The organism is Nitratidesulfovibrio liaohensis (genome assembly GCF_011682075.1).
Classification (GTDB): domain Bacteria; phylum Desulfobacterota; class Desulfovibrionia; order Desulfovibrionales; family Desulfovibrionaceae; genus Cupidesulfovibrio; species Cupidesulfovibrio liaohensis.
The window spans coordinates 1-6,212 of the sequence record NZ_VSMK01000129.1 but is presented as its reverse complement, the minus strand read 5'-3'; the positions used below and the strand labels follow the sequence as shown (position 1 = coordinate 6,212).

General features: G+C 68.7%; 7 protein-coding genes. 2 read left to right on the top strand and 5 right to left on the bottom strand.

Annotation, left to right across the window (positions count from 1 at the left end):
* A partial coding sequence (locus FVW27_RS05660; protein ID WP_167123472.1) for an MFS transporter occupies positions 1-978 on the top strand: 978 nt, incomplete at its 5' end.
* 151 nt (positions 979-1,129) lie between these two features.
* On the opposite strand, the gene FVW27_RS05655 is transcribed toward FVW27_RS05660, so the two are convergent.
* From FVW27_RS05655 to FVW27_RS05635, 5 genes are all read right to left on the bottom strand, one after another.
* The gene (locus tag FVW27_RS05655) at positions 1,130-1,999 is read right to left on the bottom strand and encodes a universal stress protein (RefSeq protein WP_167123471.1); all 870 of its coding nucleotides are present in this window, start codon (positions 1,997-1,999) and stop codon (positions 1,130-1,132) included.
* A complete protein-coding gene (locus FVW27_RS05650) occupies positions 1,986-3,044 on the bottom strand; it encodes a sulfite exporter TauE/SafE family protein (protein WP_167123469.1) in 1,059 nt (352 codons plus the stop codon). The genes FVW27_RS05655 and FVW27_RS05650 overlap by 14 nt, the downstream gene beginning before the upstream one ends.
* A 21-nt stretch (positions 3,045-3,065) precedes the next feature.
* The gene (locus FVW27_RS05645) at positions 3,066-3,374 is read right to left on the bottom strand and encodes a hypothetical protein (protein ID WP_167123467.1); all 309 of its coding nucleotides are present in this window, start codon (positions 3,372-3,374) and stop codon (positions 3,066-3,068) included.
* A 79-nt stretch (positions 3,375-3,453) separates the two neighbouring features.
* Positions 3,454-4,011 carry a hypothetical protein gene (locus FVW27_RS05640; RefSeq protein ID WP_167123465.1) on the bottom strand — a complete coding sequence of 186 codons (558 nt, stop codon included), beginning with the start codon at positions 4,009-4,011 and terminating at the stop codon, positions 3,454-3,456.
* An 89-nt stretch (positions 4,012-4,100) separates the two neighbouring features.
* A complete protein-coding gene (locus FVW27_RS05635) occupies positions 4,101-4,256 on the bottom strand; it encodes a hypothetical protein (RefSeq protein ID WP_243838233.1) in 156 nt (51 codons plus the stop codon).
* 360 nt (positions 4,257-4,616) lie between these two features.
* Between FVW27_RS05635 and FVW27_RS05630 the strand changes: the two genes are divergently transcribed.
* The coding region (locus FVW27_RS05630; protein WP_167123462.1) for a response regulator at positions 4,617-6,212 on the top strand (1,596 nt) is incomplete at its 3' end.

The following is a 6,212-nucleotide window of genomic DNA, read 5'->3' as shown; positions in this document are numbered from 1 at the left end:
GGGGCCTTTCTGACCGGCGCGGCGCGCGCCTTCGAGCAGCCCGCCATGAGCGCCCTGCTGCCCGGCCTGGTGCCGGTGATGGTGCTGCCGCGCGTGTTGGCCTTTGGCGCCGGGCTGCGCCAGGCGTCCATCATCGCCGGACCCGCACTGGGCGGTTTTCTGTGCGCCGCCGGGGCGCAGGTGGGCTACGGGGTGTGCGGCGTGGCGTTTCTGACGGCGTGTGTGGCCATCCTGCTTGTCCGCCGACCGGACACGGCGACCAGGCGCGACCCCATGACCCTGCGCTCGCTGTTCGGGGGCATCGACTACGTGCGGGGCAACCCGGTCATTCTGGGGGCCATCAGTCTGGATCTCTTTTCGGTGCTGCTGGGCGGGGCCACGGCGCTTCTGCCCATCTACGCCAGCGACATCCTGCACACCGGGCCGTGGGGCCTCGGCCTGCTGCGCGCGTCCCCTGCGGTGGGCGCGCTGTGCATGTCGGTGTACCTGGCCCGCGTGCCCATGCGGCGGCGGGTGGGGCGGCGGCTGTTTGCCGGGGTGGTGGGCTTTGGCGTGGCCACCATCACCTTCGGGCTGTCGCGCAGCTTTCCCCTGTCCATGGCCGCGCTGGCCATGCTGGGCGCCTGCGACATGATCAGCGTGGTGGTGCGCCAGACCCTGGTGCAACTGGAAACGCCGGACGAGATGCGTGGCCGGGTGGGCGCGGTGAATTCGGTGTTCATCGGCACATCCAACCAGCTTGGCGAATTCGAGTCCGGGGTTACTGCCGCGTGGTTCGGCGCCACGGCTTCGGTGGTGCTGGGCGGGGTGGGCACCATTGTGGTGGCCCTGCTGTGGATGCGCCTGTTCCCGGCCCTGCTGCGCCGCGACCAGTTGGTGAGCACGCCCGCCGAAAGTCCGGACCAGAACCCTGACCAGACCTCTGCCGACGCGCCGGATGCGGCATCCGCACCGGAAACGGCGCGGGCATCCGGCTAGCCGTACCTTCTCATTTCCCTCCGCTCTTCCTTTCCGCACGCACAAGGGCCGCGTGGGGGCGTGCCATGCCCACCACGCGGCCCTTTTCCCCTGCCTTTTGCAGTTGGCAGGGGGCGGCCTGATCGAAATTCGCTGAATATGCCGGGCGCGCCTATCGCCTCAGCCGGTCCCGCACGGCCACGTAGACCGGAATGTGCGAACTGGCCACCACTTCCTCGGCCACGCTGCCCAGCAGCAGTCGGGCCAGGCCCCCCTTGCCGTGCGAGGCGATGAACAGGCACTCAGCGCCCAGCCGTTTGGCCGTGGCAAGGATGCGCTCCGCCGCTTCGCCCTGGGCCACGTGGCCGCGCGCCCGCACCCCTTCCTGCGCGGCCCGCGCCGCAATGGCCTCCACCACGGCCCTGCCGTGCTCCATTTCCATGTCCGCAGCCAGCAGCCCTTCCGCGGAATCGGGAAAGGCCAGATCGGCCACGTACAGCACATGCAGGTCTGCATCATGTTCGCGCGCCAATTGCAGCGCGGTGACGGCGGCATAGGTGCAGTAGCGCGAACCGTCCGTGGCCAGCAGGATGGAGCCGAATCCCAGCACCGCGCCCTGCGGCACCAGCAGCACGTCGCGCTCGCTGTGGCCGATGGTGCGCAACGGCACGTTGCCGCGCACCAGCCGCCCCAGGGCGGAACGGTCGGCCACGCCCATGGCGATGAGGTCGGCCTTCAGCCTGCGGGCCGTGTCCACGATGACCTCGAAGGGCTCGCCCTCCTCGCACAGGCAGTCGATGTCCATGCCGCGCGCGTTGGCCATTTCCAGGGCACGTGCCAGGGCCAGTTCGCTGGGCTGGCGCAGCAGGCGCTTCAGGTCCGCCAGGGCGCTGGAGCCAAGGTCGCCGGTGTAGGGCGGCACCACGGAGAGTACCGCCACCCGGCACTTGCGGGTGGCGGCGAACTCCAGAATCTGGTCCAGCGCGTACAGGGAATGCTCATCGCCGGTGACGGGCACCAGCAGACGTTCAAGCCTGCCCATGCGCCTCCTCCCTCGCGGCAATGCGGCCCTTCCACATGCTGCCGAGGATGATCACCGCGCCGGTCAGCAGGGCCAGGCACATGGATGCGAAGCTGATCTTGCCCAGCACGTCGAGCATTTCGGGCGACATGTCCATCAGGCCCAGCTTCACCAGGTAGCGCGGCAGGGCAATGCCCCGGCTCACGGCCACGATGAGCATGATCACGGCCATGACCATCTTGATCATGTGCTCGCGCACGTAGGTGGTGCCGATGGCACCCAACTGCACGCCCAGCAGCGAACCGCCGAGGATGATCAGCACCAGGCGGATGTCCACCATGCCGTGCATGGCCCAGTTGATGGAGCCGCCAAGGCCCATGACGAAGGCGATGACCAGTTCGGTGGCCGAAGCCATCAGGCCGGGCACGCCCATGACGTAGATCATGCCGGGCACGCCGACGAACCCGCCCACGGCGATGGTGGCGGCCAGCATGCCGGTGGCGAAGCCCACGGGCAGGGTGAACCACAGCGAAATGCGGATGCCGGAGCGGCGGAAGGTGATCATGGGCGGCAGTTCGATGGCCTGCAGGCGCAGGGCCAGGGGCGCGGTGGTTTCCACGCCGCCGCAGCGGGCGCAGCGCAGCGCGTCGCGCATGACATAGCCGCCCACCAGCACCAGCACCGCCACGAAGGACAGGCTGACGTACAGGTCCGACCCGACCTGGCCCCACTTTTCCAGAATGACCTGCTGGATGCGGATGCCGATCTGCACGCCCACGGCAGCGGACGCCGCCATGACCAGACCCAGCTTCACGTCCACCTGGCCGTAGCGGAAGCGCTTGATGGCCCCCACCAGCGCCTTGGGAAACTTGTGGCACATGTTGCTGGCCACGGCCACGGTGCCGGGCACACCCAGGCTCATCATGCCGGGGGTCAGCACGAAGGCCCCGCCAGAGCCGATGAACCCGCTGACCAGCCCGCCGATGAAGCCGACGATGAACAGGAAACAGATGCCCGACGCGGTCAGGTCGATGAACTTGGTGGGGTCCAGGGTAAGGATATCCATGGTTCTCTCCTTCGGTGTCGCCTAGGCGTTCAGCGTGGCGCGGCGTGCGGCCGGGCGGACGGTGGCGGGCTTGCTGACGGTTTCCGTCGGGCGGGCGGCCTTGCGGGTGGCTTCTATGCCCAGCACGCTCCACAGGTTGCCGGTGAATTCGCCGTGCACGTACGAGAACAGGAACACCGTGGCGATGGGCCCGGCTGCCCAGTACGAGCCCTGGGCGAAATGGGCGGCGATGGTGTCCGCGAAGGCGAACACCCCTGCGTACAGGGCGGCGGACAAGATACCGAAGACGATGGTCTTGCCCCAGGGCTTGCGTGCGGTTTGCGTTGCCATTGCTAACTCCCGTGTGGTGGCGCCGCCTGCGTGACGGCCCGTTGTCCCCGTTGGCGGGGGTTGTCGAGGGCGGTCGCCCTCATTCCACCGTGAACAGCGCAAGGCCGGTGCGGCCCCGCATCAGTTCGCTCTCTTCCGGTTCGCTCAGGATCAACTCGACGCGGCCATGGGCGCGCGCCGCTTCTTCCACTGCGTGGTCCGGCCTTCCGGCCGGGGAGAAGCGCACCTCGTGCAGGGCAGCCATGCCCCGCGCACGCGCCGCTTCCACCCATTCAAGGGCCCCCGCCCGCGCCTGCCGTTCAAAGGCCGCGCGGCGGTAGGCGTCGTGGGATGCATCGCCCACGTGCAGGAACAACAGGCCGCTGCCCATGCGACCGGCAAGGCTCAGGGCGTAGCCCGCAAGGCGCGATGACAGGCCGCAGCCGTGCCCCAGCACCAGAATGCGGCGGACCTGGGCCCCGCCCCGGCGGATCACCGCCCCGGCCAGCAGCTGTTCGCCCGCCTCGGCCAGGGCCAGGGCCTCGGCGTAGTCGGCCAGGCGTTCCTCCATCCGCACGGCGGTGGTGGAACGCATGCGGATGTCGCCCTGCCCGGCGTCACCGCCAGGGGCGATGCGACGAAACCATCTACCGGGCATGGGCGACCTCCGGAAAAAACGTGCGGGCGGGTGAGTGGTCGGTTGCGCGAAAGAGGCGGGCCGCCCGTGAACGATGGAGCAAAGGCATGCTACTCGGCTCTCAGCACCGGGCGCTGGCGTTGCCCGGCGGTTGCGGTGCGGGACTGGGCACCAGTTGCGGGAGTTGCGGAGGGCTGGCTCGCCTCCGTGTGGCGGGCTTGCCCGGTCTGGCGGGCGGCATCGTCACCGCCGCGCAGCTGCCACACGGCCTCGTCCGGCCGGTTCCGTTCCGCAAAGGCCACTGCGACAAATGCCGACTCGATCGATTCGCGGATGGTTCCCATTTTGCTTCCTCGCGGTTTGTGTGTGTTCACGCATAAACAAGTGCCGTGCCAGAATGCGATTTTGTGGGTAATTATCTGATTTTATTATTGATGTTTATTTATACAAACCTGCGGGCGGCGTGCTCATGGTGTTGCAAAGTGCAACGCCAACTGCTACCAGTCCGCGTAACAGGCCGGTTTCGCGCGGGTTCGTGAAAAAAAGCACAGCGTTGCGAAATGCAACGGTGCTTCACTCCGCAACAGTGATGCCGGTCAGCCCAAAGGGAATGCGAGGAGGCGCGCATGATCTTTTTTCGGCGGCAGGGCGGGGACACCCCGCCAGACGCATCCGACGCGGCGGGTCAATCCGGTCAGCCCGCCCAATCCGATCAGCCAGACCCCACCGGCCTGCGCGCCAGATGCGCGGCGGCGGATCTGCCCGATGCGGTGCGCGGGGTGCTGGAGGCGGAAATTGGCCGCATGGAAAAGACCGACGCAGCCGCGCCGGAAAACGCCATCGCCCTCAATTACGTGGAATGCCTGCTGGAACTGCCGTGGAACGCCCTTACCCGCGACAGTCTGGACCTTGCGCGCGCGGCGGCGGTGTTCGACGCCAGCCACGCGGGCCTTGGCCAGGTGCGTGAACGTGTGCTGGAGCATCTGGCCGCTCGGGTGCTGTGCGCCACCCAGCCCGCCGCCGTGCTGGTGGTGGACGATGAACCCATCGCCCGCGACAACGTGGCCCACGTGTTGGCGCGCGAAGGGTATGCGGTGGACACGGCGGCCAACGGCGAAGAGGCCTTGGCCCGCCTGGCGCAGCGCCGCTATGACTGCATCGTCACCGACCTGAAGATGGACCGCATGGACGGCATGCAGCTCATGGAGGCGGCCCGGCGGGTGGCTCCGGATACGCGCATCGTGGTGGTGACCGGCTACGCCACGGTGGACACCGCCGTGCAGGCCCTGAAGACCGGCGCGGTGCAGTACCTTTCCAAGCCCATCGACATCGCCGAACTGCGCGCCACCGTGCGCGAGGCCCTTGCCGACCGCACGCAGGGCCTTTCGTCGCGCGCGCCGGTACTGTGCTTCACCGGGCCGCCCGGCGTGGGCAAGACCTCGGTGGGCCGGGCGCTGGCAGAGGCACTGGGGCGGCGCTTCTACCGCATGTCGCTGGCCGACCTGCGCGACGAGGCGGAACTGCGCGGCCACCGGCGCACCTATGTGGGAGCCATGCCGGGGCGGATCATCCAGGCCCTGCGCACCACGGGGGTACGCAACCCGGTGTTCATGCTGGACGAGATCGACAAGGTGGGACAGGACGCCAAGGGCGACCCGGCCATGGCCCTGCTGGAGGTGCTGGACCCGGAGCAGAACGCCCGCTTCGTGGACCGCTACCTGGAGATTCCCTTCGACCTTTCGCAGGTGCTGTTCATCGCCACGGCCAACGGAGTGGAGCGGCTGCGCGGCCCCCTGCTGGACCGCATGGAGGTGGTGGAGTTCCACGGCTACGCAGAGGCGGACAAACTGGACATCGCCACCCGCTTCCTGTTGCCCCGCCAACTGCGCGAACACGGGCTGACCGCGCCCTATCCGCAGGTGACGCCAGGAGCCCTTGCGCGGATCATCAACGACTACACCAGCGAGGCGGGCGTGCGCGGGCTGGAGCGGGAACTGGCCAGGCTGTGCCGCAAGCTGGCCCGGCTGCGGCTGGAGGCCGGGGGGCATGCGGGCCCGACTGGACAGACTGGCCCGACTGGCCCGGCATCAGGCATCGCCCCCGGCACGGCTGCGCCTGACCCCCAGTCCCCGGACGTTGTGCCCCCGAACACGCTGCTGGTGGATGATGGGGTGGCCGCCGCCCTGCTGGGTCCGCCGCGCTACCGGCACGACGCGGCCCAC

Excerpts from the sequence above, each read along its gene's own strand:
- FVW27_RS05650 (WP_167123469.1), bottom strand. The coding sequence starts at position 3,044 with ATGGATATCCTTACCCTGGACCCCACCAAGTTCATCGACCTGACCGCG.
- FVW27_RS05655 (WP_167123471.1), bottom strand. The coding sequence starts at position 1,999 with ATGGGCAGGCTTGAACGTCTGCTGGTGCCCGTCACCGGCGATGAGCAT.
- FVW27_RS05645 (WP_167123467.1), bottom strand. The coding sequence starts at position 3,374 with ATGGCAACGCAAACCGCACGCAAGCCCTGGGGCAAGACCATCGTCTTC.
- FVW27_RS05640 (WP_167123465.1), bottom strand. The coding sequence starts at position 4,011 with ATGCCCGGTAGATGGTTTCGTCGCATCGCCCCTGGCGGTGACGCCGGG.